The 22709-nt window shown below is 66.2% G+C and carries 22 protein-coding genes and 1 pseudogene; 15 read left to right on the forward strand and 8 right to left on the reverse strand.

Features of this window, described 5'->3' with window-relative positions; all coding sequences use genetic code 11:
- Positions 1–64: 64 nt before the first annotated feature.
- The 7 genes from ASD47_RS04290 to ASD47_RS04315 all read right to left on the reverse strand — a co-directional run bounded on the left by ASD47_RS04290 (position 65) and on the right by ASD47_RS04315 (position 6181).
- On the reverse strand, positions 65–1222 hold the full coding sequence (locus tag ASD47_RS04290) for a hypothetical protein (protein ID WP_156402105.1): 1158 nt from the start codon (positions 1220–1222) through the stop codon (positions 65–67).
- A gap of 76 nt (positions 1223–1298) precedes the next feature.
- Complete coding sequence (locus ASD47_RS04295) at positions 1299–2168, reverse strand: MoxR family ATPase (RefSeq protein WP_056752143.1); 870 nt, start codon at positions 2166–2168, stop codon at positions 1299–1301.
- 100 nt (positions 2169–2268) lie between these two features.
- Entirely contained in the window at positions 2269–2436 is a 168-nt protein-coding gene (locus ASD47_RS27110; RefSeq protein ID WP_163230595.1) for a hypothetical protein, read from the reverse strand.
- 77 nt (positions 2437–2513) lie between these two features.
- Positions 2514–2903, reverse strand: a complete 390-nt coding sequence (locus ASD47_RS04300) for a hypothetical protein (protein ID WP_056752146.1) — start codon at positions 2901–2903, stop codon at positions 2514–2516.
- A gap of 90 nt (positions 2904–2993) precedes the next feature.
- The gene (pseH, locus tag ASD47_RS04305; RefSeq protein ID WP_056752150.1) at positions 2994–3575 is read right to left on the reverse strand and encodes a UDP-4-amino-4,6-dideoxy-N-acetyl-beta-L-altrosamine N-acetyltransferase; all 582 of its coding nucleotides are present in this window, start codon (positions 3573–3575) and stop codon (positions 2994–2996) included.
- Positions 3572–4291: a cytidylyltransferase domain-containing protein gene (locus ASD47_RS04310; RefSeq protein ID WP_056752153.1), complete on the reverse strand. Its 720-nt coding sequence runs from the start codon at positions 4289–4291 to the stop codon at positions 3572–3574. The genes pseH and ASD47_RS04310 overlap by 4 nt, the downstream gene beginning before the upstream one ends.
- 93 nt (positions 4292–4384) lie before the next feature.
- Positions 4385–6181, reverse strand: a complete 1797-nt coding sequence (locus tag ASD47_RS04315) for a tetratricopeptide repeat protein (protein WP_056752215.1) — start codon at positions 6179–6181, stop codon at positions 4385–4387.
- A gap of 182 nt (positions 6182–6363) precedes the next feature.
- On the opposite strand from ASD47_RS04315, the gene flbT reads away from it, so the two are divergent.
- The 12 genes and pseudogenes from flbT to ssb all read left to right on the forward strand — a co-directional run bounded on the left by flbT (position 6364) and on the right by ssb (position 16246).
- Positions 6364–6759 carry a flagellar biosynthesis repressor FlbT gene (flbT, locus tag ASD47_RS04320; RefSeq protein WP_056752156.1) on the forward strand — a complete coding sequence of 132 codons (396 nt, stop codon included), beginning with the start codon at positions 6364–6366 and terminating at the stop codon, positions 6757–6759.
- Positions 6749–7111: a flagellar biosynthesis regulator FlaF gene (flaF, locus tag ASD47_RS04325; protein WP_029589244.1), complete on the forward strand. Its 363-nt coding sequence runs from the start codon at positions 6749–6751 to the stop codon at positions 7109–7111. Before flbT ends, flaF begins: the two co-directional genes overlap by 11 nt.
- 244 nt (positions 7112–7355) lie before the next feature.
- On the forward strand, positions 7356–8177 hold the full coding sequence (locus ASD47_RS04330) for a flagellin (RefSeq protein WP_056752218.1): 822 nt from the start codon (positions 7356–7358) through the stop codon (positions 8175–8177).
- 320 nt (positions 8178–8497) lie between these two features.
- A partial coding sequence (locus ASD47_RS04335) for a flagellin (RefSeq protein ID WP_235525758.1) occupies positions 8498–9291 on the forward strand: 794 nt, incomplete at its 3' end.
- 1 nt (position 9292) lies between these two features.
- Positions 9293–9418 (forward strand): annotated as a pseudogene (locus tag ASD47_RS28090) (flagellin); the annotation flags it as partial.
- A gap of 110 nt (positions 9419–9528) precedes the next feature.
- Complete coding sequence (locus tag ASD47_RS27395; RefSeq protein WP_235525759.1) at positions 9529–9879, forward strand: flagellar protein FlaG; 351 nt, start codon at positions 9529–9531, stop codon at positions 9877–9879.
- A 169-nt stretch (positions 9880–10048) separates the two neighbouring features.
- Entirely contained in the window at positions 10049–10888 is an 840-nt protein-coding gene (locus ASD47_RS04345) for a flagellin (RefSeq protein ID WP_056752159.1), read from the forward strand.
- Positions 10889–10947: 59 nt separating this feature from the next.
- A complete protein-coding gene (locus ASD47_RS04350; RefSeq protein ID WP_056752162.1) occupies positions 10948–11502 on the forward strand; it encodes a GNAT family N-acetyltransferase in 555 nt (184 codons plus the stop codon).
- 81 nt (positions 11503–11583) lie between these two features.
- Positions 11584–14427 carry a hypothetical protein gene (locus tag ASD47_RS04355; RefSeq protein WP_056752222.1) on the forward strand — a complete coding sequence of 948 codons (2844 nt, stop codon included), beginning with the start codon at positions 11584–11586 and terminating at the stop codon, positions 14425–14427.
- An 88-nt stretch (positions 14428–14515) separates the two neighbouring features.
- Positions 14516–15187 (forward strand): hypothetical protein, encoded by a 672-nt coding sequence (locus tag ASD47_RS04360; RefSeq protein WP_056752164.1) that lies wholly within the window; start codon positions 14516–14518, stop codon positions 15185–15187.
- Between the two features lie 15 nt (positions 15188–15202).
- Positions 15203–15592 carry a hypothetical protein gene (locus ASD47_RS04365; RefSeq protein WP_056752168.1) on the forward strand — a complete coding sequence of 130 codons (390 nt, stop codon included), beginning with the start codon at positions 15203–15205 and terminating at the stop codon, positions 15590–15592.
- Positions 15593–15736: 144 nt separating this feature from the next.
- Positions 15737–16246 carry a single-stranded DNA-binding protein gene (gene ssb / locus ASD47_RS04370; protein WP_056752171.1) on the forward strand — a complete coding sequence of 170 codons (510 nt, stop codon included), beginning with the start codon at positions 15737–15739 and terminating at the stop codon, positions 16244–16246.
- A 367-nt stretch (positions 16247–16613) separates the two neighbouring features.
- Here the strand turns inward: ssb and ASD47_RS04375 are convergent, their stop codons facing one another.
- Positions 16614–16886: a hypothetical protein gene (locus ASD47_RS04375; protein WP_156402107.1), complete on the reverse strand. Its 273-nt coding sequence runs from the start codon at positions 16884–16886 to the stop codon at positions 16614–16616.
- Positions 16887–17477: 591 nt separating this feature from the next.
- Here ASD47_RS04375 and ASD47_RS04380 point away from each other — a divergent pair.
- From ASD47_RS04380 to ASD47_RS04390, 3 genes are all read left to right on the forward strand, one after another.
- Positions 17478–18182, forward strand: a complete 705-nt coding sequence (locus tag ASD47_RS04380) for an FABP family protein (RefSeq protein WP_056752177.1) — start codon at positions 17478–17480, stop codon at positions 18180–18182.
- 94 nt (positions 18183–18276) lie between these two features.
- Positions 18277–19041, forward strand: a complete 765-nt coding sequence (locus tag ASD47_RS04385) for a hypothetical protein (protein ID WP_156402108.1) — start codon at positions 18277–18279, stop codon at positions 19039–19041.
- A gap of 157 nt (positions 19042–19198) precedes the next feature.
- On the forward strand, positions 19199–22709 hold a 3511-nt coding region (locus ASD47_RS04390; protein ID WP_056752182.1), incomplete at its 3' end, for an S-layer family protein.

Consider the following 22709-nt stretch of genomic DNA (forward strand, 5'->3'; position numbering starts at 1 on the left):
CTCCCGTTCGGCGCGAACCTGGGCTGGCGGCGCGGCAAGGTCCAATGAAATCGCGGTAAGGGCCTCATACCGTCGGCGGCTTCACCTGGGCGTCGATGGCTGTCAGCAGGTCGGCGGCCAGGCGGCGGACCGTCGCGGCGTCGCCGTTCGAATAGGTCACGCGAAGCTTGGCGAACCAGGGACCGATCTGCATCAGCCACAGGCCCTCGTTGCGGCCCTCCTTGTCGCGCCAGAACCGCCCCTGGCGACGCGGGCCGCCTTCGGAGGCGGGATAGGGATCGGCCGCGTCGCCCACCGAGGGCGTGTGGGCCTTGGCCTGCTCGACATAGATGTCGAACACGCGGGACAGCGTGTACTGGGCGGGCAGTTTCGTCAGGTAGAGGGTCGCCGTCGCGGTGGCCGGGGACGACGCATAGCCGCAGCTGACGTCGCGGCCGCCCTGGGCGGCGTCGTAGACGGTCAGGCGGTCGCGCTTGAAGCCGTCGATCGCCCCGGGGCATGTGAAACCCGAGGCTTGGTGCAGGGCCCCGCCGTCCGGCTGCTCGCGGAAGCTCTGGTTCTGCGGCGTCGCGCTGACGGCTGGAAGTCCCGGGCCGGAGCCGGGCAGGGGCGTCGCTCCGAGCGTGGACTTGGGACCTTCGTAGGCGTCGGCCTGGACGTTGATCTGGATCCCCTTGGTCCGTTCGTCGCGGCTGACCAGCGGCGGCAGCCGGCCCTGCAGCGCGGCGGCGATGTCGGCCTTGAACGTCTCGTTGTCGGGAACGGACGAATACAGGCGCAGCGCCGAGGCGCCCGTCCGGGTGGAGATTCCCAGCACGTAGCTGGCCTTGGCGGGAGGGACAGGACGTTTTTCGACCTCGGCCATGACCGCGGCGGTGATGTCGGCGAACGGGGCGACGAAGAAGATCGGCGCATCGGGGCTGGCGCTTCGAGCCATCAGGACCGGCGAGGTCGCCGTCGTCTCGAAGAGCGCGTAGGTCGCGCCGCCGGCCTCGAGACCGGCCTCGTCGCACTTGGGCTTGGCCTTCAGCAAGGCCTTGCGCTGAAGCGTCTTGTCGGCGATCGCCGGACCCAGGGAGATCAGGGTGACCAGATCACTCTGCATGTTGGTCGAGGGCATGACGATCGCCTGCACGGGCGGTCGCGGCGGGCAAGCCTCGCGCGCCGTCGCCGAAGTCGCCGCCATGGCCAGGCCAAGCGCCGTCCAAGCCCAGGATCTCATGTTGCTCGCTCCCCCAACTCGGCCAAAGGTTGGCCGAGCCAGGCGCGAACGTCCAGATGCAATCTTTCGGCGAGCCCTACTGCCCTGGCCGGAGCCCCGAGCCCTCGCGGCGGGCCAGGAAGGCCAGGCGTTCGAACAGGTGGACGTCCTGCTCGTTCTTCAGCAGGGCGCCGTGCAGCGGCGGGATCAGCTTGGTCGGGTCCTTCTCGCGCAGGACGGTTTCGTCGATGTCCTCGACCAGCAGCAGCTTCAGCCAGTCCAGCAGCTCGGACGTGGAGGGCTTCTTCTTCAGGCCCGGCACCTTGCGCATGTCGTAGAAGATCCGCAGGGCCTCGGCGACCAGCTTCTGCTTGATGCCAGGGAAGTGCACGTCGACGATAGCCTGCATCGTCGCTTCCTCGGGGAAGCGGATGTAGTGGAAGAAGCAGCGGCGCAGGAAGGCGTCCGGCAGCTCCTTCTCGTTGTTGGACGTGATGATGATGATCGGCCGCACCTTGGCCGCGATCGTCTCGTTGGTCTCGTAGACGTAGAACTCGTTGCGATCCAGTTCCTGCAGCAGGTCGTTGGGGAACTCGATGTCGGCCTTGTCGATCTCGTCGATCAGCAGGACGGGCCGGACCGGGGCCTCGAAGGCCTCCCACAGCTTGCCCTTCTTGATGTAGTTGCGAACATCCTTGACCCGCTCGTCGCCCAGTTGGCTGTCGCGCAGCCGCGTCACCGCGTCGTACTCGTAGAGGCCTTGCTGGGCCTTGGTGGTCGACTTGATGTGCCAGGTCAGCAGGGGCGCGTTCATCGCCTTGGCCACCTCGTAGGCCAGGACGGTCTTGCCAGTACCCGGCTCGCCCTTGATCAGCAGAGGACGTTCCAGGGCCACGGCGGCGTTGACGGCCACCTTCAGGTCGTCGGTGGCGACGTAGTCGGCGGTGCCTTCGAAGCGCGAGCTCATTCGGTTTCCTGACGGCGGCTCCGGCGAGCCGCCTCGAACAGTTGTTCAAATCAGGGCTAACCTACAGACCAAGGGTCGGCCGGATCAAGCCGGCTTATCGTCAGTCCTCGTCATTCGGCTGGGTTTGCCCGGACGACGGCTTGCGATGCCGGCGGGCGACCGAGGGCGGGTCACTGGCCGGAAAGCTGTCCTCCAGTCCCTCTTCGAGCTGGTCATCGAGATCTTCGGCTGGGTCGTCGCTGTGAGCGTTCGGCGTGGCGTCGGGCATGGTCGCTCTCCTGTCGCCCGGCGGATTCGGGCGTCGAGCGATCCAGCTTCGACGACGACCCGCCAGTCTTGAAGGTCTCAGCTTTCCTTCGCGTAGCCGAGCGACTCGATGTCGTCTTCGGCCAGTTCGGTGGATTCGAAGTCGGCGGCGCTGTCGTCGTCGTCCGAGACGGAGTCTTCAAGGTCCTCGTCGTCGCCGGCGATGGCCGCCAGCGGCTCGCGCTCGATGTCCAGGCCCTCGTCGTCGCGTTCGCCCTCAAGGTCGTCGTCGATGTCCTCGAGATCCTCGTCATCGAGCAGGTCGTCGACGTCCTCGTCGTCGTCGTCCGCGTCGCCCTCGGCCTGGGTCACGTCGTAGACGTCGTCCAACTCGTCGAAATTGGCGATGTCTTCGCCGTCGTCCGTCAGGTTGGTTTCGTCCAGGGCTTCGGCGCCGTCCTGGTCGTCATAGTCGATGTCGGCGGGCATGGCGGGCTCCCTGAGGTCGAGAAGCGAGGGCGGCGCGCCCTCGCGGTCGCCGATTCAACCCGTCGTCCGCGACGATTGTTCCGTCGAGCGTCAGGCGAAGGGGAGGGCGTAGCCCTTGGCCAGCAGGCGCTGAGCCATCGCCTCGCGCTGGGCCGGCCAGTCCTGGGCCAGCAAGCCCATCCCCACCACGTCGGCGGGCGCTCCGTCCTTGATCACGTGGTGACGGAACAGGGCCTCGCGCTGGAAGCCATAGCGCTCGTGCAGCTTCCAGACACTCTCGTTGGACAGCAGCACCTCGCACCACAGCTTGTCGAAGCCCAGGATGCGGAACACGTATTCGATCACCCAGAACTCGATGTAGGAGCCCACGCCCAGGCCGCGCACGGACGGGCTGGCCAGGTAATAGGCCCAGGCGCAACGACGGTTTCGGGCGTCGATATCGGCCAGGTTGGCCAGGCCCACCGGCTCGCCGTCCACCTCGATCAGCCAGTAGCGTCGGCGGCGGTCGCCGGCCATGCCGTCGAACCAGCGGTCGTGCTCGGCCTGGCCGATCCTGTGGTCGGAATACATGAACGCCGCGACCTCGGGACTGTTGCGCCAGTCCAGCAGCCTTTGGCGGTCGGCTTCGATCACGTCGCGCAGGACGACGGCGTGCACGGGCTGAGTTGTCATATGCGGCGATCTCCCCCCAGGGCGGCCAGGTCCGGCCGGCTCCGCACGAAGGCGCGCACGTCGTCGGAGGTGAAGGCCGGATTGGCGGCGTAGAGTGCGTCGTACACGGCGCGGACGAAATCCAGGTCGTCGGGCCGGTCGACCGTCCAGCGCACCTCGCCCTCGTCCGGCGCCTGCTCCAGGCCCGCGATCCTGAAGCGGCTGGGATGGCGGTAGAGGAACGGCGTGACGTGCTCGTGGTCGTAGGGATCGACGGTCTGGTCGGCGGCGATCTTCAGCGCCACGGCCTCGAAGACCTCGACGTCCAGGCCCTTGGCGAAGCTTCGCCGGGCGGGCGTGTTGGAGGTGTAGTCGGCCCCCGAACGCTGATGGAGATCGAGGGTCTGGTCGATCAGGTCGGGATCGGCGAGCGGGCAATCGGCGGTCAGGCGCACGATCGTGCGGACCGGCCCGAAAGCCTCCATCGCGCCGATATAGCGGGCCAGCACGTCGTCCAGCGACCCGCGAAACACCGGAACGCCGGCGGCGATCAAGCAGACGGCCAGCGGGTCGTCGCTGGCCTGGTCCGAAGTGGCGACCACGATCCGGTTCAGCCGCGTGGCGCGCTGGAGCCGTTCGATCTGCCTGAGGATCATCGGCGCCCCGGCCACATCGGCCAGGACCTTGCCCGGCAGCCGGGTCGACGACATGCGAGCTTGAAGGATGGCGAGCGGCAAGGGCTTACTCGAGATTGGGACGGGACCTTAAAGCCCGAACGCCGGCGTTCGTCTAACGCTGAAATACGGTGTGCTTTTGGCGAAGCTTGTGGATCAGCCGGCGGGGAAGCGTTCGTGCAGGGCGGCGCCCACCTCCTGCATGGTCGGAGTCCAGTCGTTGAAGTCCGGCGTGATGAAGCAGCGGGTCTGCGGGTACCAGGGCCAGATCTCGGCGCCCAGACGGGTCCAGGACGCAGCCCCGGTCAGCATCCAGATCGGCGCCCCACAGGCTCCGCCCAGGTTGGTGGTGGCGTTCGAGAAGCCGACGATCAGGTCCATGGCGCAGCACAGGGCGGCGACGTCGTCCAGGTCCTGCTTCAGGTCGATGCCCGGCGGCCGCCAGATGTCGACGCCGAATTCCGCCTTGGCCAGGGCGATCTCCTCGTCGCAGTCGCCGTACTGCAGGTTGACGAAGGTGATTCCCGGCGTTTCCAGCACCGGCCGCCACAGCATGAACGGCGAGAACTGGCGGGCCCGTTCGCCGTTCAGTTTCAGGCTCTTCCACAGCAGCCCGACCTTGGGCCCCTTGGGCGCGTCCTCCAGCGTCCGCCGCCAGTGCGCCACCCGAGCCGGATCGGCCTGAAGGAAGTTCGGCCGGTCCGGGAACGCGGCCAGGCTGGGGCGGAAGGTTTCCAGCAGGTCGCCCATCGGGGTCCAGAGGTCGACGCCGCTCCAGTCCTCGATTTCCGGCGCGCCGCGATAGACGCGGCCCTCGTACGAGACCGTCTTGTGCGGGAAGACGTCGGCCTGGGGGAACGAGCGCCTGAACAGCGGGACCAGCCGCCGCTCGACGGCCAGGGTGAGCTTGCCGTCTGGCCCAAGCGCCTCGATCACGTCGGGCATCATGTTGGCGAACATGACCTCGTCGCCCAGGCCCTGTTCGGCGCAGATCATCAGCGACTTGCCGGCCAGGTCCATGCCCGGACGCCAGCGGGGCGCCTCGATCGTGAAGCGCGGGGCCTCGACCAGGTCCGTGGAGAACCGGGCCTCGTACGCCTTCCAGCCTTCCTCGACTCGCCCGAGGGCCAGCAGGATGGTCGCGCGGCCGAATTGCATGGTCGCCAGGTCCTCGGCCGATTCGACCGCGGCGATGGCCAGGTCGCAGTCGGCCAGGGCGCCCGCGACGTCGCCCAGGTCGAGCTTGGCGTAGGCGCGGTTGTGGTAGGCCTTGCCGAAATCCGGAGCCAGCCGCAGGGCCTCGTCGAAGAAGGTCACCGCCGTCTTGCCGTCGCCCAGGCTGCACATCACCGTGCCCAGGGTGTTCCAGAGCAGCGGCTGTTCGGGATTGTCGTTGATCGCCGGGCGCAGGACCTCGATGGCCTCGTCGCAGCGATTGAGGTCGCGCAGGGCGCAGGCCAGGTTGTTGACGCCTTCCAGGTCGCCTGGGCGGGCGTTGATGTAGTGCATGAAGAACTTGGCGGCGATCTCCGGCATGTCCATGCGGAAGGCCAGGCGTCCCAGGTCGCCGGCGACGGCGCCGTGGTCGGGCAGCAGCTTGAGCGCCACCTCGTAACAGCGCATCGAACCGGCGAAGTCGCCGATCTTTTCGCGGGCGATGCCCAGCACATGCCAGGCCACCCCCAGCTTGTCGTCCCGCTCCAGGGCCTCCAACGCCAGCTTCTCGCCGTGAGCGAAGTCCCGGTTCTGCATGGCATGGATGGACCGGGCCAGGAGCCGGGCGGTTTCCTGGTTGCGAACCTCGTTGGTCTGGCGATCCAGCCGCGCCAGGGCTTCGACCGAAGCCGCGTCGCCGACGGTCGTCTTGAAGCCGAAGTTGACGGCCTGGGCGACCGCTTCCTGGGCGATGGCCAGGGCGCTGGCTGAGATCTGGGTGTCGCGGACGCTGGACATCATTGAGGCCTTGGCGATTTCAGAGAGTCATCCTCTGGGTCAGTATGCTTAATTGTATCCTAAGCTGCGTCCCACGGTCGCAGGCTTGGCAAGGGGACGTTAACCGCCTCCGCCTAGCTTCTGGTTCGAAACCGTCATCTCGGCGGGTGGGGCGACACAGCAATGCAAAAGGGAGCGGCCCTGTGCCATTGAAGCTGTCGCTGAAACCCGGCGAGAAGTTCGTGCTGAACGGCGCGGTGGTCCAGAACGGCGACCGCCGCGGCGTGCTGGTGCTTCAGAACAAGGCCTCGGTGCTGCGTGAGAAGGACATCATGCAGCCCGACGAGGCGACCACGCCTGCGCGTCGGATCTATTTCCCGGTCATGATGATGTACCTGGATGAGTCCGCCGCCGAGCGTCAGTACGAGGAATTCGCCACCCGCCTGACCGAATTCATGGGCGTGGTGCGCAATCCCGAGGTGCTGAGCGACTGTATCGCCATCTCCAAGCACGTGATGGCGCGCGAATACTACAAGGCGCTCATGTTGAGCCGTAAGCTAATCGAATACGAAGATCAGAGGTTGGGGCATGTCTCTTAGGGCCTATCAACAGACGGCGACGCGGACCGAAAACCCGCGCGAGATGGAGTACCGTCTGTTCGGTCAGGTGACGCGCGCGCTGATGGCGGCGTCCGAGGCTCCGGCGGACGACATCGCCACGCGCATCGACGCCCTGGACTGGAACCGTCGCGTCTGGTCGGCCCTGGCGACCGACTGCTCGCTGCCGGAGAACACCCTGCCGGTGCAGCTGCGCGCCAGCATCATCTCGCTCAGCCTCTGGGTCGGCCGCCACTCCAGCGCCATCATGCGCAAGGAGGAGGATTTCGAGCCGCTGATCGAGATCAACCGCATGATCATGCAAGGCCTGGCCGGCCGCGCCGACGCGGCCTGACCCAGGCGAGGAGGGCGGCTTTCGCCCTCCGGCAAACCTTTCCGGAAAAACCTGCCGCCCGGCGAATTCTGCATTCGCCGGGCGGTTTCGTATCCGGCGAGATCTCTGGGAAAAATCAGAAAAATCAGCAGTTTAGAAATTTCTCCAAGGCGGCGCCAATTGGCCCGCCGCTTGCGATGGGTTCCGCGGGCAAAACGCCCGACCGGCAAAACGCCGGGGCAATCCTCCCAAAATGGCGAGAACCATCATGCTGAACTCGATCAACACCAATGCCGGCGCCATGATCGCGCTGCAAAACCTGAACGCCACCAACTCGGAGCTCCAAAGCACCCAACAACGCATCAACACCGGCAAGAAGATCTCCAACGCCAAGGACAACGGCGCGATCTGGTCGATGGCTAAGATGCAAAGCGCTACGTCGAGCTCGTTGAACGCCGTGAAGGACTCGCTCCAGCGCGGACAATCGACGATCGATGTGGGCCTTGCCGCTGGCGACACCGTCACCGACCTGCTCGGCAAGATGAAGGAAAAGGCCCTGGCCGCTTCCGACACCTCGCTGAACACCGCTTCGTTCAACGCCCTGGTTTCGGACTTCACCTCGCTGCGCGACCAGATCACCAAGGCTGTCACCAACGCCAAGTTCAACGGCGTCAGCCTCGTGGACGGCACCACCACCAAGCTGCAGTTCCTCAGCAACTCGGACGGTGTCGCTTACACGGTGAACGCCAAGACCCTGTCGCTGGTCGGCCTGGGTCTGACGGCGACGTCGACCTTCGCCAACGCGGCCGCGGCCAAGACGATGATCGCCACGATCACGACGGCCCTGACCACGGCGACGAACAAGTTGGCGAACCTGGGCACCAGCTCGACGGGCCTGGACATGCACCTGACCTTCACGGGGAAGCTGCAGGACAGCCTGGACGCGGGTGTCGGCAACCTGGTCGATGCGGACCTGGCCAAGGAAAGCGCCAAGCTGCAATCGCTGCAGACCAAGCAGCAACTGGGCGTTCAAGCCCTGTCGATCGCGAACCAGACGCCTCAGTCGATCCTTTCGCTGTTCAAGTGATCGGCGGCTAGGCTTCAAGAAGCGATCAAAGCCGGACGGCCCACGGGCCGTCCGGTCTTTCTTTTTTTTACGGCATGAGTTCGTCGACCAGTCCGAACTCAACCTGAATTTGCCCGGCATAATTTTCCCACCCCGCAAGACGGCCGGCAATTATTGCCGATCAAAATCATGGTAAATCAAAGTATAATCTAGATCTTTCAGGGGCTTGCCGATTTTTGCCCACTGGGCAGTTTTGGCCCGATCTTTGCTGCCTAGTTCTCCGAGCAAAATGCTCCCGGCTGTCAAAATGACGTCGGAACCCTTGAATAGGAACTGTCGCGATGCCGCTGAATAGCATCAACACGAACGCTGGCGCGCTGATCGCCCTGCAAAACCTGAACGCCACCAACAGCGAACTTCAGGTCACCCAGCAGCGCATCAACACCGGCAAGAAGGTCGGTAACGCCAAGGACAACGGCGCGATCTGGGCGATGGCCAAGAACCAATCGACCACCGCCAATTCACTGAACGCCGTGAAGGACTCGCTGCAACGCGGCCAGTCGACCATCGACGTGGCCCTGGCCGCGGGCGATACGGTCACCGACCTGCTGGGCAAGATGAAGGAAAAGGCCCTGGCCGCTTCCGACACCTCGCTGAACACCGCTTCGTTCAACGCCCTGGTTTCGGACTTCGACAGCCTGCGCGACCAGATCACCAAGGCCGTCACCAACGCCAAGTTCAACGGCGTCTCGATCGCCGACGGCTCGACCACCAAGCTGGCCTTCCTGGCCAATTCGGACGGCACGCAGTTCACGGTCAACGCCAAGACCCTGTCGCTGGCTGGCCTGGGCCTGACGGCGTCGTCGTCGTTCACGACCGCCGCCGCGGCCAAGACGATGATCAACACGATCTCGACCGCCCTGGGCACGGCGACCAACAAGCTGGCCTCGCTGGGCACCAGCTCGACCGGCCTGGACACCCACCTGACCTTCGTCGGCAAGCTGCAGGACAGCCTCGACGCGGGCGTGGGCAACCTGGTCGACGCCGACCTGGCCAAGGAAAGCGCCAAGCTGCAATCGCTGCAGACCAAGCAGCAGCTGGGCGTGCAGGCGCTGTCGATCGCCAACCAGTCGACNGTCGACGCCGACCTGGCCAAGGAAAGCGCCAAGCTGCAATCGCTGCAGACCAAGCAGCAGCTGGGCGTGCAGGCGCTGTCGATCGCCAACCAGTCGACGTCGTCGATTCTCAGCCTGTTCCGATAGGAACGAAGAAGGAGGCGGGTCTTCGGGCCCGCCTCCGCCTTTCTCTTGGGCTTTCGCGCAAGGGGAGGGGCCACTAGAGGCGCCGCCGCGAACCGGCCGCGATAGGAGTCATGGAAAACAAAGTCGCGTTGACGCCCATCATGCCCGATCCGTCCACGCCCGCCGTGGGCGCCGCGACGACCGTCTCAGGCCAGCCCGCCGCCGGCTTGTTGTCGCCAGGGTCCCTGGGCGCCGCGCCCAAGGAGGCGGCGTCGGTGGAGAAGCCCGCGACGGCCGACGGCCCCCAGCCGGGAGACCTGCGGCTGGTGATCGAGCAGGACAGCAAGACCGGCACCTATGTCTACAAGACGGTGGACCGCCGGACGGGCGATATCCTGCAGCAGTTTCCGCGTGAGGAGGTCCTGCGGTTCAAGCAGGCCGAGCACTACGATCCGGGCGAAGTCTTCGACGCCTTGACCTGAACGTCCGTCGAGCGGCCGTGCTCACCGCGACCTGGCGTCGCAGGTGAAACATGGTTTACGCGCGTTAACCATATTCTTACTCCCTCAGCCCCACTTTCACGGCCGACCTGCTCGGCCGCCGAATCGCGTCCCGAGCCCCACTGGCAAGAACCGCCGTTCGGAGACCGTGATGACGCTGAGCGTGAACACCAATCAGCCTGCGCTGATCGCCCTGCAAAATCTGAACAAGACCAACGACGAGATGTCGGGCGTGCAGTCCCGCATCAACACGGGTCTGGCGATCTCCACCGCCAAGGACAACGCCGCCGTCTGGTCGATCGCCCAGGATCAGCGCGCCGATCGCTCGGCCCTGAACGCGGTGAAGATGAGCCTGGACCGCGCGACCTCGATCACCGACGTGGCCCTGGCCGCCGGTGAATCGGTCTCCGACCTGCTGACCCAGATGCGCGAGAAGGTGGTCGCCGCCAAGGACACCTCCCTGTCGACCTCGTCGCGCACCGCCCTGAACGCTGACTTCCAGGGGCTGCTGAAGAACCTGACCCAGGTGATCAACAGCGCCACCTTCGACGGTGCCAACATCCTCAACGGCAGCGAGCCGACGAACATCACCTTCCTGGCCGACGCCGACGCCGCGACGGTCATCACGCTGAACCTGCAGAACCTTTCGCTGGGCGGTACGATCAACACCCTGACGGCGACCGACAACATCAGCACCATGACCCAGGCGACGGCGGTGCTGACTCGCCTGGACACCACGATGACCGCCGTGAACCAGGCGGTCGGCTCGATCGGCTCGCAAGCCAAGCAGATCGACGCCCACAACACCTTCGTCTCCAAGCTGAACGATGTGCTCGAGACCGGCGTGGGCAATCTCGTCGACGCCGACATGGCCAAGGAAAGCGCGCGGCTGCAGGCCCTGCAGGTCAAGCAGCAACTCGGCGCCCAGGCGCTGTCGATCGCCAACCAGGCGCCGCAGATCATCCTGTCGCTGTTCAGCGGCGGCAGCTAGGCTTGACGTCTTCGGCGGGCTAGACTCTCTGGCGCGACACGAGGGAGAATCGACCCGGTATGATCGAGCTTCGCGATCTGAGGGACGGCGACGAGGCGATCCTGTTCCAGTGGCGGGGCGAGCCGGAGGTCGACCGGTGGATGTCCGACGCGGCCTTTCCGAGCCGCGAGGCCCACGCCGCCTGGTTCCAGGCCCTGCGCTCCGATCCCGACATGCGCGGCTGGATGATCGTCCGCTCGGGCGAGCCCTCCGGCCTGCTGACCCTTACGGGCCTGCTCAGCCATCACCGCCGGGCCGGCTGGAACTGGTTCCTCGGCTCGGCCGAGGCGCGGGGCAGGGGCGTGGGGCGCGCCGCCCAGGTGCTGGGCCTGGACCGCGCCTTTGGCGAGCTGGGCCTGCACAAGGTGTTCGCCGAGGTCATGGCCGACAACGACGCGGCCCTGAAGGCCCAGGCGGCCTCCGGCTTTCGGCGCGAAGGCTATCTGCGCGGTCACGTGCTCAAGGACGGCGCGCCGCGCGACGTCGTCCTGCTCGGCATCCTGGCCGAGGAATGGAGCGAGCTGCGCGGCGACGTCCGCCGGTCCCTGACCGACGCTCACCTGATCGCCGCCTGATTCACACGTCTTAACGAAACGTCAGCGTTCCTCGCCGACACTCGGAATCAAGGGGCGTCGCGCGTCCCGATGGGACCCGCTGTGATCACTTTCGATTCCAGTCTGCTGCTCGGCTACTACCAGGCCAAGACCGCTGGCCTGGCCGCGAACGCGACCGCGTCGACCAGCAACGTCTCGTCCTCGTCTTCCTCGACGACCAAGGCCGTGCCCAGCGCGCCCTGGACCGGGGTGGCGAGCGAGCCCAGCGACCTGGTCAAGGCCGCCCTGAACGGTCGCAAGTTCGTCGACGAGGGCGCGGCGGTCGCCGCCGCCCCGACGATTTCGGGCGACTACAAGAAGCTGTTCGCCGCCTACCAGGCGCTCAACACCCTCTCGGCCATCGCCAATCGCTCCGACGAGAAGGGCGTGACCGACAGCGAAATCAAGCGGCTGCAGGCGGTGTTCAGCAAGGGGCTGAACGAGGTCAACAGCTACGTCCAGAATCTCAGCACCGACGGCATGCGCCTGACGACCGGCGCGGTCATGACCAGCGACAAGTCGACGGTCGGCGTGCCCAAGAGCAACTACACTTACGTCACCAACAAGATCTACAGCGGCCAGGTCGACGACGAGGTCCCCACCTTCAAGGGCGCCGTCAGCTTCACGATGAACGTCAAGAAGTTCGGCGTCGCCACCGACGTGGTCATGGACCTGTCCCAGATGGGCTCCACGCCGCGGACGATGGCCAATGTCGTCAGCTTCTTCAACGGCAAGCTGGCCGCCGCCGGCTTCGACACCCAGTTCGCGGTCAACCGCACCGTGGGCGAGGAGCGCACCACCACCGTCAACGGCCAGACCGTCAAGCTGCCGGCCACCGGTGACGACTTCGCCCTGCAGGTGAAGGGCGACCTGACCGAGACCCTGACCTTCTCGGCCCCCGCGCCGAAGCCTGCGGTCTACATCACCACGGCGGCGGGCAACCCCGACCCCGACAAGAATACGACTACCGACGACGCGGTGATCGAGAACACCCTGACCAAGTACGGCCCCGGCGCGGGCGTCACGCCCGGAACCAAGGTGTTTTCCGACACGCTGGAGGGCACGGTCAGCACCGTCCACAAGACCATGACCGGGCCCGACGGCTCGCTCTACGTGCTGGCCGACGTCGACGGCGTCACCAGCACCCAGACCATCAAGGGCGACCAGGACGTCGCCCTGCTGAAGTACGACTCGTCCGGCAAGCTGCTCTACGCCCGCACCCTGGGCGCTTCCAACACCGCCACCGGCTACAACATGGCCATCTCCGACGACGGCCAGGTGGCGATCGCCGGTTCGGTGGCCGGCGGCCTTTCCGGCGCCACCAACGGCCCGATCAATTCCGATTCCGCCGGCACGATCACCGACAGCTTCGTCACCCTCTACGACGACAAGGGCGACGAGACCTGGACGGTGCGCCGGGGCGGCATGCTGGAGGACGAGGCCACCGCCGTGGCCTTCGGCGATGACGGCGTCGTCTATGTGGGCGGCCGCACCAAGTCGGACATTCCCGGCTCGGCCACCAACGCCTCGGCGGGCGGCTACGACAGCTACCTGACCGGCTTCGCCACCGACATCTCCGGCACGCCCAAGGCCCTGTTCACCACCCACTTCGGCAGCGAGAACGACGACACCGTCGCCGGCATCGTCGTCAACGGCGGGCAGGTGGTGGTCGCCAGCAAGGAGGGCAGCGAGGCGATGCTTCGCAGCTTCAACGTGGCGACCAGCGTCGTGACCGAGGACCGCACCTATCTGAACGACAAGGAAGTCTGGGTCACCGAACCGACCACCTACACCAAGGCGGCCACGTTCACGACCGGCGCCACCCGCGATCTGGGCACGCTGAAGGGCGGCAATATCGCCGGCCTGACGATCGACAACGGCCAGCTCTACATCGGCGGCTCGACCACCAACGGCGCCCTGGACGTCAACAACCAGACCAAGGCCGCCTCGGGCGGTTCCGACGGCTTCGTGGCCCGGATGTCCCTGAACCTGGCCGACAAGAGCCAGGACACCCTGGCCTATTACGGCGGGACGGGCGACGACACGGTCACCGGCATGGCGGTGTCCAACGGCCAGGCCTGGCTGGTGGGGTCGGCCGGCAAGGACCTGGCGGGCCAGCCGACCGTCGGCGACAAGGACGGCTATGTCGCCCAGATCGACGTCGCCACGGGCGCAGCGACCTGGGAGCAACGGCTGACCGGCAAGGACGGCTACGCCACCGCGACCTCGATCGCGGTCGACGCCTCCGGTTCCAGCGCGCTGGACATCTTCGGCATCCCGCGCGGCGAGATGGAATTCACCCAGACCGACAAGATCGTCTCGGCGACGTCCGCGCGGGCGGGGGACACCTTCCAGGTCCGGACCCGGGCGCGCGGAACCCTGACCACCATCAAGATCGCCGCCGACGACACCCTCGACACCCTGGCCGACAAGATCCGCAAGGCCACGGGCTTCGCCGCCAAGGTCGAGTTCAGCAGCGTCGGCAACAATCGGACCCTGCGGATCAGCCCCTCCCAGACCACGTCCACGGTCGAGATCTTGCCCGGCAAGGGCGGCACCGACGTGCTGGAGTCGCTTGGGCTGAAGCCGGGCATCGTGCGCAACACCAAGACCGACCACGGCCAGACTATCTCGGCCGATGGCAAGGGTCCGATCTACGGCTTCTCGCTGGATACGGGCCTGGACCTCACCGACGACGTCGGCCGCAAGGCGGCCGTGGCGGCCATGACCAAGGCCCTGTCGGCGGTGCGCACCGCCTATCGCGAGATGGCCGACACCGCCAACGGCGTGAAGCGGGCCGATGCGACGGCGTCCTCCGGCCATGTCGACGGCCCGGTCCCCGCCTATCTGACCAACCAGATCGCCAACTACCAGGCGGCGCTGAACCGCCTGACCGGGGGCGGCTAGGGCGCGTCAGCGCCATCCTTCGAAGGTCTCCCGAGCCTTCTTCGCGCCTGGACTTGAAAGCGTCATCGGCGCGTCGTAGCCAGGGATCATGGAACTTCTCAAAGATCGACGCGTGTTGCTGGGCGGCGGCGCGGCCCTGGCCCTGGTCGCGGGTCTCGGCATCGCCCTGGCCCTGATGCACGGCGCCAAGTCGCCGACCGAAGACCCGCCGGCTTCGCGCTCGGGCCTGATCGTCGAGACGGGGAGGGCCGACGACACCAAGCTCGACGCCAACCGCCCCTTGCGCTGCTTCGTCGGCGGCCAGTTCGTCGGCGAGACCACCCTGGCCGAGTGCGCCAAGAAGAACGGCGTGGCGACCGGGGCCCTGGATGTCGGCGTCGATGAAACCGGGGCCCTGGCCGCCGCCGACCAGGCGGGCCTGGTGCTGACGCCGCTGCCGCCGCCCGCCGAGACGCCCGCCGTCCCGGCGCCCGCCGCGACGCCGACCGTCTCGACCCCCGCCGTGTCCAGCGCGCCCCTGGCCGCCTGCTGGCGCTATGCCGGCGGCGAATGGCGCAAGCTGCCTGGCGAGATCACCGTCAATGCGTGCGCCCAGCAGATCTCCAGCGGCAAGTGCGAGAAGGCCGGGGGCGCCACCTACGGCCGCTGGGGCGACGAGACCATCCGCCTGGTGCCGGGCAAGGTCGAATCCTCGTCCGACAACCGCACCTTCCATCCGATCATTGATCTGGGGCCGAGCTGCTCCGTCCCGTCCGCCTAGAGAGAGCCTCAAGCCATGCGCCTTCCCGTCGTCGCCCTCTCGCTCCTCGCCGCGACCGCCGCCGTCAGCCTGACCGGCTGCGAGAAACAGACCAAGGCTCCGTTCCAGGCCGGCGTCTGCCTGCACGTGATCGAGCAGAAGGACGGCACGCTGAAGTTCAACCCTGTGGCCCAGAACGTGCCGAGCCTCGAACTCTGCGCGGCCGAGCTGGAGGGCATGCGCCTGCGCTTCGTTCGCCTGGGCAGCCCCAATCGCGAAATGACCGGCGCCTACCAGGGCAAGTTCATCTTCCTGCAGAAGGAAGGCATCTATCTGGGCGACACCTACGAAGGGGCCCGGTTCATGTCGCTGGTCCGCACGGGCGACGGCCGCCTGGCCGTGCCGGGGGCGATGCCGGCCCAGTAGGACGCGCCGCAAACCCGGGGATAACCCGCCTCGGTCCACAGGAACATTTGTGGAACAAAGCTTGATTTTGCCTTTAGGAACCCGTTAACGTCCGCGCCAGATGCCGGCGCGTTGGGTCGCCGGGCGTGAACAGGAATCTTCCCCATGGCGGGCAGCGTCAACAAGGTCATTCTGGTCGGCAACCTCGGCGCCGATCCCGAGATCCGCACCCTCAGCTCGGGCGACCGCGTCGCCAACCTGCGCCTGGCCACGTCGGAAACCTGGCGCGACCGCACCTCGGGCGAGCGCAAGGAAAAGACCGAGTGGCACCGCGTGGTGATCTTCAACGACAACCTGGTGAAGGTGGCCGAAAGTTATCTGCGCAAGGGCTCGACCGTCTATATCGAGGGCGCCATCCAGACCCGCAAATGGGCCGACGCCTCGGGTGTCGAGAAGTATTCGACCGAGATCGTGCTGCAGAAGTTCCGCGGCGAACTGACCATGTTGGGCGGCCGCGGCGACAACGCCGGCGCTTCGTCGGGCGGCGGCTATGACGAAGGCTACGCCGGCGGCGGTGGCGGCGGCGGCAACTTCGGCGGCGGCGCGCCGCGCAGCCAGCCCAGCGGCCCGCGCGAGAGCTTCTCAGCCGACCTGGACGACGAAATTCCGTTCTAATTTTCCTCAAGGACGTTGTTGTAAACAAGTGGCCGATCCCTTTGGAATCGGTCACTTTTTTATCGCATCTGCCCAATTCAAATTGGTCGATCTAGCGTGGGTAAAAACCCACCAGGACCGACCGTAAATGAACGGCTCCACGACTGTTCGAGTGCGTGCTGAAGGGCGGAGAGTGGTTTCCCGTCGGACATCTCGCCGACGCCGCTGGCGAAGATGCTGGCGCGCTCCTCGCGCACGTCCTGAATTCAAAACAGGCGACGGCTATCGCTCCCGAGCTTGGCGGGCTGAGACGCTTGGCGTGATCAAGGTCTCGCCCCGAGAAGGTTCGCGCCCTGACCGGAACGTCGCCGCCGACCTTTCTCTGGACTCAGGGGGCGAAGCCGTTCGCCATCCAGTCTTGATAGACCGTCAACCACGCGTCAGGCCAGGGCTGGTCGGGCGGCATCGAGCCCTTTTGCAGCACCGCGAACACGCGCCGTGCGTTGGCGTAATCCGGATACTCTGGGTCGCCGCCGGGGTCGGTCATCCAGTCGGGATTGTTCAGCCGGACGCCCATGGGGCGCATGCAGGCGATGTCGTCAGGCCGAAACATTGGCATAATGTCTTTGGCGAAACTTGGCAAAGAGGTGCGTTGGACCATTTCCCAGGTCTCCTTTCTCGGTTCGGCGCGACTTTTGAAGACGTTGAAGCGACGGATAGACCGGGCCTCTAGAACGCATTCGAATAGCCCGAGCTTGCTGGACCCGACATGTCCCGACCATCATGCGTGTGGTCTGTACATCCTCGACCTTTGCATAGGGCGGACGCCGACCGAGCGATGGTTGGACACCGGCGCCTGTATGAGGCGAGGCCGCCTCATACAGGCGCATAGCCGCCCGATTGGTCGGAGCCCTGGGACGTGGCCGATCTGGACCCTGGAAATAGGCGCGACCGACGTCCTGAGACGCCATTGCCTCCTAGGCTTATCGCGCCGGCGCCTAGACCTTCGAAGGGGGAGGGCAGTCCCTTTCGCGAGATAGGCGAGGTCCTGAAGATCGAACATCCTTCTTCGCATGGGCCGTCGTGGCGCCGGAGATTTCCATGCTCAAGACTTTCCAAACCCTGTCGCTCACCGCCCCCCAGCCCGCCGCCAAGGCGGTCCTGATAGCGACCCGGCTCGGCGGACGTTGACGCGACGTCCTCCCGACGGCCTGTCGGCGCCGCCGATCTCCGGCCATGAACGCAGAAGACGATGATCAACTTTCCCGACGACATCTTCTCCGAACCCGAGGACGTGGATCCCGACACGCTGGCCAACCTGGGCCCTCTGCGACGGCTGGCCGGCGTGTGGGAGGGCCGCAAGGGCGTTGACCTGAATCCCAAGGCCGAGGGGCCTGAGCGGCGCGACTACCTCGAACGCATCGAGATGCAGCCGATCGATCCCCAGGCGAACGGGCCGCAGCTCTTCTACGGCCTGCGCTACCATGTCCACATCGTCGCCTCGGACGAGGAGACGACCTTCCATGACCAGGTCGGCTATTGGCTTTGGGAGCCGGCCACCGGACTCATCATGCAGACCCTGGCCCTGCCGCGTGGGCAGGTGGCGCTTGCCAAGGGGCGGACAACGCCGAACGGCTCAGGCCTCGTCGTCAGGGCCGAGCGGGGCGGGCCTGGCTATGGGATCTGCTCGACCGACTTCCTGGAATGGGCTTTTCGGACGGACTCCTACGAACTCGATGTGCGGTTCGGCGCCGATGGCGGATGGTCGTACGTCTCCACGACCATGCTCCAGGTCCGGGGGCGAAGCGCGCCCTTTCGCCACGTCGACGGCAACAGCTTGCATAAGGTCGCCGAGCCTCGGCCCAATCCCCTGGCGCGGATCACGACGGGCGACGCGACCCTCGTGGAGGCGCACGGCTTCATTTCGGTAGGCGGCGACCTCGAACGCCCTGCCTAGCTGGCCCTCGCCTGATCAATGCGATGCAGCTTCGATCAGCTTGGGCGCCTCATGAGGTGGCCTGCCAAGATCTAATGGAGGCGAGCGGGAGGGCTTGGCTAGCGTCGAGCGTGAAATTCACGAACTGTTTGTAACTAGCGCATATGTTGTGAATTGGATTTGTATGGTGTTCGCGCGAGTCGAGCGGAGAAGCGTGATGGTTGATGCGATTGGCGCCACGTCGTTGCTCGCCCTGAAGGCGCGGATGGTGGGGCTGAGCGCGGCCACGGCCGAGGCGGGTCCCAGTTCGGCGGTGACCCCCGCGAACACGGCTCCAATCCCGCCGTCGCCCGCGACCAAACACAGTACGTCGGCCTCTGCGACACCGTCCTATCCGCGCGGCTCGGTCGAGTCCGAGAACGTCCAGATGGCGACGGGTATGGCCAAGGCCGCGCGCACCAACATCGAGACCCTGAATATCGGCGTCAGTTCCTACAACGGCGCCACGCGCCTGCTGGCCGACAAGAACTACATCGAGGACCTGCGGGCCCGGGGGGGCGACAAGGTCGTCGACCTGTTCATTCGCAGCCATCAACAAATTCAGCGCGGGGCGATGATGCTGATGAACGGGGCGTCCGGGAAGATGGCGCAGGAGTTCACGATCACCGGCACGCCGCTGTCGAAGGCGGACGATGGTTCCTTCAAGGTCGGCGACTATGTCCAGTCAACCGGCGGCGAAGGCTGGTCGGTGTCGGTCAAGTCGGATGGGAAGGCCTTGGCGATCGCCAACGGCGTCGATGTCAGCGCCCAGATCGATGACTCCAGCTCCTCCGGCTTCAAGTGGTCGGCGCTCGGCCAGTCCATCAACATCGAAGCTTGAGGTCGTATTCGGAAAAATTGCCTCTTAGGCTGCATTTTTCACTGGACGCGATTTGAGGGCCTTATAGTCTAGGTTGCGCTTGTCCGGGCGCTTCGTAGTGAAGTAATTTGGTCGCACAGTTCGTGCCGCCCCGCCCCGATGTCATCGGAGGCGCGCCATGTACGTCAAGACTCTGGATTCGGGCGATAATACGTATCTTGGCGATGAGGGTTCGCCGGATTTTGTTGACCTCATCTTTGGCGGCGACGGCGATGACTACATCGCGGGCGGAGTCGACGACGACACGCTGTATGGGCAGAACGGCGATGACACCCTGCACGGCGGCTTCAACAATGACTTCCTTTCGGGGGGCGCGGGCGCCGACTGGCTCTACGGCGACACGGGCGACGACACCGTCTTCGGCGGAACCGGCGCCGACCGGCTGTTCGGCGGTCGCGGCACGGATTATCTGAGCGGCGAGGACGGCGACGACACCTTCTATGTCGACAGCGCCGATGGGGTGTTTTTCGACACCTACAACGGGGGAGCCGGCTTCGACACGATCATGGCGTCGTCTACGATCTACGCCGAGGCGATCTACGGCGTCGAGAAGATCGACATCGGTGGCCTAACCTCTACCGAACTCCAGTTCAGCGCCGCCGATACGACGGTGGATCTGACCGGAGTGAATACGACCGCCCTCGTCATCATCCGCACCGGCGCGGGCGCCGACCACCTGATCGACAACGACTCCAGCCATGTGTTGTTCGGCGACGACGGCGCTGACGTGCTGATCGCGCGCGGCGGCGACGACCTCCTGCTGGGCGGCGCTGGCGATGACGACCTGGACGGCGGCGACGGCGAGGACACGTTCTACTTCCTCGGCACGAGCGGCGGGTTTGATCGCATCTCGGGCGGCGCTGGTGTTGAGGACACCATAACGGTCGGCGACGGTGCGGGCGGCATGGCCGGCGACGGCACGGTCATCGGCCTGTCGTCCGTGGGCGGCATCGAGGTGATCAGCGCCGGCGGCTTCCTCAACGTGGTGATCGCGGGCGATGCGACGGACAACGTCTTCGACTTGTCGACCACCTTGCTGGTCGGGATCGGCTCGATCAATGGGGGCGACGGATCGGACTGGATCGTCGGCAGTATGTCCTCCAGCGATGTCATCAACGGCGACGCCGGCAACGACTTCCTGGCCGGGGGCGACGGCGACGACCTGCTGGACGGCGGGACAGGCGACGATACGGCCTTCTTCCTGGGCAACGAGACCGACTACAGCGTGGTCACTGTGGGCGGAGTGACCACCGTCACCGATCTGCGCGACCCCGCGCTGACCCTGGAGTTCGATGGCCAGGACACCCTGACGAACGTCGAGTTCCTGCTGTTCGCCGACGCGCTGGTGACGATTGGCGCGCCGTCGAACGTGGCGCCAAGCGATCCGGTCGACGTCAACGCGGCGGCCAACGCCATCTCCGAGGACACCGTCAACGGCGCCGTGGTCGGCGGCCTGACCCTATCCTCGACCGACACGGCCGGCGACAGCCGCGTCTATCAACTGGTCGACGACGCGGGCGGGCGGTTCGCCATCAACGCCGCGACCGGCGTGGTCAGCGTCGCCAACGCCGCCCTGATCGACTACGAGACGGCCACGTCCCACGATATTCAGGTGCGGGTGTTCGACGGCCTGGCCTATTCGGCGACCGTCACCTTCACGATCAACGTCACCGACTTCCTCGAGAACGTCACCTATACCGGCACCAGCGGCGCCGACAACAAGGCGGCCGACACCAACGCCCGCTGGACGATGTCGGGCCTTGCGGGCGCCGACGTCTTGACGGGCGCGGGCAAGGACGACGTGCTGATCGGCGGCGCGGGCGACGACACCCTGAACGGCGGGGCGGGCGCGGACCTTTTCCTGTTCGACGGGACGGGCGAGGGCTTTGACGCGATCGTCGGCGGTGCGGACGCCGACACCATCCGCGCGGAGTCCGACGGCACGGTAATCGGCCTGCGCTCACTGTCTGGCGTCGAGACCATCTCGGCCGGCGGACACGCCAACGTCTCGATCGCCGGCTCGGCGGGCGCCGACACGTTGGACCTTTCGGCCGTAGTCCTGGACGGCATCACCGCGCCGATCGACCTGGGGGCGGGCGCCGACACCTTCACCGGCACGGCGGACGCGGACCTGGTCATCGGTGGGACGGGGGCCGACACCCTGAACGGCGGGGCTGGGGCCGACATCTTCCTGGCCAACACCTTCACGGTCGAGGCCGACACCTATAACGGCGGCGGCGGCGTCGACCAAATCCTGGCCACCGCCGACAACGTGGTCATCGGCCTCAAGAGCAGCGGGCTCTCCGGGATCGAACTGATCTCTAGCGGCGGCTTCGCCAATGTGGTGGTCGCCGGCGGCGCGACGGGCGACATCCTGAACTTCACCGGCGTGGCGCTGGACGGCGTTGCAGAGATCCAGGGCGGCGCAGGCGCCGACACCATCACCGGCTCGTCGGGCGTCGATGTCATCGACGGCGGTAATGACGGCGACACCATCCATGGCGGGGCGGGCGACGACATCATCATCGGCGGCCGGGTCTCGGGCAACAGCGGCAACGACCTGCTGTATGGCGACGACGGCGACGACACCTTCCTGTTCTTCGTCAATCCGCAGGTGGATTCCTATTATGGCGGCAATGGCTGGGACAAGATCCAGGCCGGCCAGGCGGGCGTGCAACTCAACATCGGCTTGGGTCCCAGCGTCAGCGCGACCCTGCAGGTGGAGGAGATCTCGGCGGGCGGCTTCACGGGCGTCTCGATCGCTTTGCAGGACCGCTACACCGGCAGTTCATGGCTGGGTCAGACACTGGACTTCTCGGCGGTCAAGCTGACCGGCATCGCCTATCTGGCCGGCACCCTGGGCGCGGACAACATCACCACCGGGGCCGACGACGACACCGTCCTGGGCGGCGACAGCGCGGACGTGATCCAGACCGGCGCTGGTGCGGACTATCTGCGCGGCGACGCGGGCAATGACACCCTGCGCGGCGGCCTGGGTAATGACACCCTGATCGGTGGCGTGGGCGACGACTCCAGCTTCGGCGACGACGGCGACGACGTCTTCAGTTTCACGGGCGCGGGTCTGGGCTACGACGCGGTCACCGGCGGGGCCGGCAATGACGTGATCACCGCCCTGGCCAACGGCACGGTCATAGGTCTGCGCAGCTTCAGCGAGATCGAGACCATCACCGCCGGCGGCTTCACCGGCGTATCGATCCTGGGCTCGACCGGGGCTGACTTGCTCGACTTCTCCACGGTTTCGGTGGTCGGCATCTCGACCTTCAACGCCGGCGCGGGGGCCGACATCCTGATCGGCACGGCGGCGGCCGACACCATCCTGGGCGGCGACGGCGACGACATCCTGGCTGGCGGGGACGGCGACGACGTCTTCCAGTTCACCGGAACCACCAACGGCGCCGACGCCATCAACGGCGGCAACGGCGTCGACACGGTCACGGCCCTGGCGGCCAACACCATCATCGGCCTGTCCAGCTTCAGCAGTGTCGAGCTGATCACCAGCGGCGGGTTCGCCGGCGTGACCATCGCCGGCTCGGCCAACGGCGACGTGCTGGACTTCTCGACCACGACCCTGAGCGGGATCGGCAAGATCGACGGCGGCGCGGGCAACG

Origin of the sequence: Caulobacter sp. Root1472 (assembly GCF_001426985.1) — a bacterium.
GTDB classification, from domain to species: domain Bacteria; phylum Pseudomonadota; class Alphaproteobacteria; order Caulobacterales; family Caulobacteraceae; genus Caulobacter; species Caulobacter rhizosphaerae.

Excerpts from the sequence above, each read along its gene's own strand:
- ASD47_RS04345 (WP_056752159.1), top strand. The coding sequence starts at position 10,049 with ATGACGCTGAGCGTGAACACCAATCAGCCTGCGCTGATCGCCCTGCAA.
- pseH (WP_056752150.1), bottom strand. The coding sequence starts at position 3,575 with ATGACAACTCAGCCCGTGCACGCCGTCGTCCTGCGCGACGTGATCGAA.
- ASD47_RS04300 (WP_056752146.1), bottom strand. The coding sequence starts at position 2,903 with ATGCCCGCCGACATCGACTATGACGACCAGGACGGCGCCGAAGCCCTG.
- ASD47_RS04295 (WP_056752143.1), bottom strand. The coding sequence starts at position 2,168 with ATGAGCTCGCGCTTCGAAGGCACCGCCGACTACGTCGCCACCGACGAC.
- ssb (WP_056752171.1), top strand. The coding sequence starts at position 15,737 with ATGGCGGGCAGCGTCAACAAGGTCATTCTGGTCGGCAACCTCGGCGCC.
- ASD47_RS27110 (WP_163230595.1), bottom strand. The coding sequence starts at position 2,436 with ATGCCCGACGCCACGCCGAACGCTCACAGCGACGACCCAGCCGAAGAT.
- ASD47_RS04360 (WP_056752164.1), top strand. The coding sequence starts at position 14,516 with ATGGAACTTCTCAAAGATCGACGCGTGTTGCTGGGCGGCGGCGCGGCC.
- flaF (WP_029589244.1), top strand. The coding sequence starts at position 6,749 with ATGTCTCTTAGGGCCTATCAACAGACGGCGACGCGGACCGAAAACCCG.
- ASD47_RS04290 (WP_156402105.1), bottom strand. The coding sequence starts at position 1,222 with ATGAGATCCTGGGCTTGGACGGCGCTTGGCCTGGCCATGGCGGCGACT.
- ASD47_RS04315 (WP_056752215.1), bottom strand. The coding sequence starts at position 6,181 with ATGTCCAGCGTCCGCGACACCCAGATCTCAGCCAGCGCCCTGGCCATC.
- ASD47_RS04350 (WP_056752162.1), top strand. The coding sequence starts at position 10,948 with ATGATCGAGCTTCGCGATCTGAGGGACGGCGACGAGGCGATCCTGTTC.
- ASD47_RS04375 (WP_156402107.1), bottom strand. The coding sequence starts at position 16,886 with ATGGTCCAACGCACCTCTTTGCCAAGTTTCGCCAAAGACATTATGCCA.
- ASD47_RS27395 (WP_235525759.1), top strand. The coding sequence starts at position 9,529 with ATGGAAAACAAAGTCGCGTTGACGCCCATCATGCCCGATCCGTCCACG.
- ASD47_RS04380 (WP_056752177.1), top strand. The coding sequence starts at position 17,478 with ATGATCAACTTTCCCGACGACATCTTCTCCGAACCCGAGGACGTGGAT.
- ASD47_RS04365 (WP_056752168.1), top strand. The coding sequence starts at position 15,203 with ATGCGCCTTCCCGTCGTCGCCCTCTCGCTCCTCGCCGCGACCGCCGCC.